The organism is Roseicyclus sp., from assembly GCF_052168335.1.
In the GTDB taxonomy this organism is placed as follows: domain Bacteria; phylum Pseudomonadota; class Alphaproteobacteria; order Rhodobacterales; family Rhodobacteraceae; genus Roseibacterium.
Genome location: NZ_JBQLZP010000684.1, coordinates 1 through 1,878 on the forward strand (window position 1 = coordinate 1; position 1,878 = coordinate 1,878).

Consider the following 1,878-nt stretch of genomic DNA (forward strand, 5'->3'; position numbering starts at 1 on the left):
CATCTCGAACCCCTCGCCCGCGTGCTGAAGCCGGGGGCCGAGTTCCGCGTCGCGACGGACATCCAGGACTACGTGCGCCAGACCTTGCAGGAGGTGCCGCGCCACGGCTTCGAATGGCTGGCCGAGGGCCCCGCCGACTGGCGGCAGCCGTGGGAGGACTGGATCCCCACCCGCTACGAGCAGAAGGCGCTCCGCGAGGGGCGCGTGCCGCACTACCTCACGTTCCGGCGGACCTGAGGGGCGGAAAGCCTTACTCGGGCCATTCTTCTGCGGATGCTAGCGTGGGTTTCCGTCCCGGAGGTCCCGATGTCCGACATCCGCATCACCAACGTCCATGTCCACACCTTCACGGCCAACCACGTGCCGCGCTGGTATCCACACCCGCTCCTGGTGCCGTTCCGGGCCGTGCCCGGCGTGATCCGCCTGCTCGCCGCCATTGTCCGCCCGTTCAGCCGCGACAAGGCCGACACGCTAGACCGGCTCTACCGGTTCCAGCAGGAGGCGGGGGCCTGGCGGCAGTCGGAGATCCTCGCGGGGATGCGCAAGCACTATCCGCGCAATACCCGTTTCGTCGTCCTGCCGATGGACATGGAGCCCATCGGCCACGGCCCGGTCCGCAAGGGGCTGCGGCACCAGCACGAGGAACTGGCCGCGCTCGCCCGGGACAATCCCGAAACGGTCATCCCCTTCGCGACGCTGCATCCCGACGGCGAGGGCCGGGTGGCGGAAGTCGTTCACGCCATCGAGACGCTCGGGTTCCGGGGGCTGAAGCTCTATCCCCGCATGGGCTTCGCGCCCGATCACCCGGTCCTGATGGAGGAGGTCTATCCCCTTCTCCTGTCGCGCAACCTGCCGGTGATGACCCATTGCTCGCGCGGGGGCGTCCGGGGGCGTGGCGTCGTGCCCGCCCGCGCCGACCGCTACACCCGCCCCGAGGCCTGGGACCCGGTCTGGGAACGCTACCCCGACCTCCGCGTCTGTCTGGCGCATTTCGGCGGGCAGGAGGACTGGCGCGCCTACGTGGAGGAGGGCTACGACCCGAAGGACGAAGGCTCGCTCGAACGGAACTGGCAGCGCCTGATCCGCCACCGCATCGGCAGCGGGCGGTTCCCGTCGCTGTGGACCGACATTTCCTACACGCTGTTCCACTTCGACGACTTCCTGCCCTTCCTGCGTCTCTTCCTCTCGGCCGAGACGGAGGAGGCCGAGCGCCTGCGCGCCCGCGTCCTCTTCGGCTCGGACTTCTACATGACGCGGCAGGAGCAATTGTCCGAGCGTGCGGTCTGCTTCCGGCTCAGGAACGCGCTGGGCGAGGAGCTCTTCCGCCGGATCGCCGTCGAGAACCCCGAGACCTGGCTGGGCGAGCGGTAGCCCGACGGGAGTGGACGCCGCCCGCGCCCCCGTCTATCACGCGCCTCGTGTGACGAGAGGGGGAGGGCGGCGATGTCCGGCCACGGCGAGAAGGTTCCGATGACCGCCCGCAGGGGCGGGCCGCTCAGGGGCGTCGCCGACGTGCCGGGCGACAAGTCGATCTCGCACCGGAGCCTGATCCTCGGCGCGCTCTCGGTGGGCGAGACGAAGGTGACGGGCCTTCTCGAGGGGCAGGACGTGCTCGACACCGCCAAGGCGATGCAGGCCTTCGGGGCCGAGGTCGTCCGCTACGGCGACGGCGCGTGGCGCATCCACGGTGTCGGCGTCGGCGGCTTCGGCGAACCCGAGGACGTCATCGACTGCGGCAATTCGGGCACCGGCGTCCGCCTCATCATGGGGGCGATGGCCACGACGCCGATCACGGCGACCTTCACCGGCGACGCGAGCCTGCGCAAGCGGCCGATGGCGCGGGTGACGGACCCCCTCGCCCTCTTCGGGACGGAGGCC

Annotated in this window: 2 protein-coding genes and 1 pseudogene; all 3 read left to right on the forward strand. The window is 70.4% G+C overall.

Going from position 1 to position 1,878, the window contains the following annotated elements; genetic code table 11:
- Positions 1 to 237 (forward strand): annotated as a pseudogene (locus ACTS11_RS20855) (tRNA (guanosine(46)-N7)-methyltransferase TrmB); the annotation flags it as partial.
- Between the two features lie 69 nt (positions 238 to 306).
- The gene (locus ACTS11_RS20860; protein WP_442642201.1) at positions 307 to 1,371 is read left to right on the forward strand and encodes an amidohydrolase family protein; all 1,065 of its coding nucleotides are present in this window, start codon (positions 307 to 309) and stop codon (positions 1,369 to 1,371) included.
- A gap of 72 nt (positions 1,372 to 1,443) precedes the next feature.
- Positions 1,444 to 1,878, forward strand: a 435-nt coding sequence (locus tag ACTS11_RS20865; protein ID WP_442642202.1) for a 3-phosphoshikimate 1-carboxyvinyltransferase, incomplete at its 3' end; no start/stop codon positions are given.

Excerpts from the sequence above, each read along its gene's own strand:
- ACTS11_RS20860 (WP_442642201.1), top strand. The coding sequence starts at position 307 with ATGTCCGACATCCGCATCACCAACGTCCATGTCCACACCTTCACGGCC.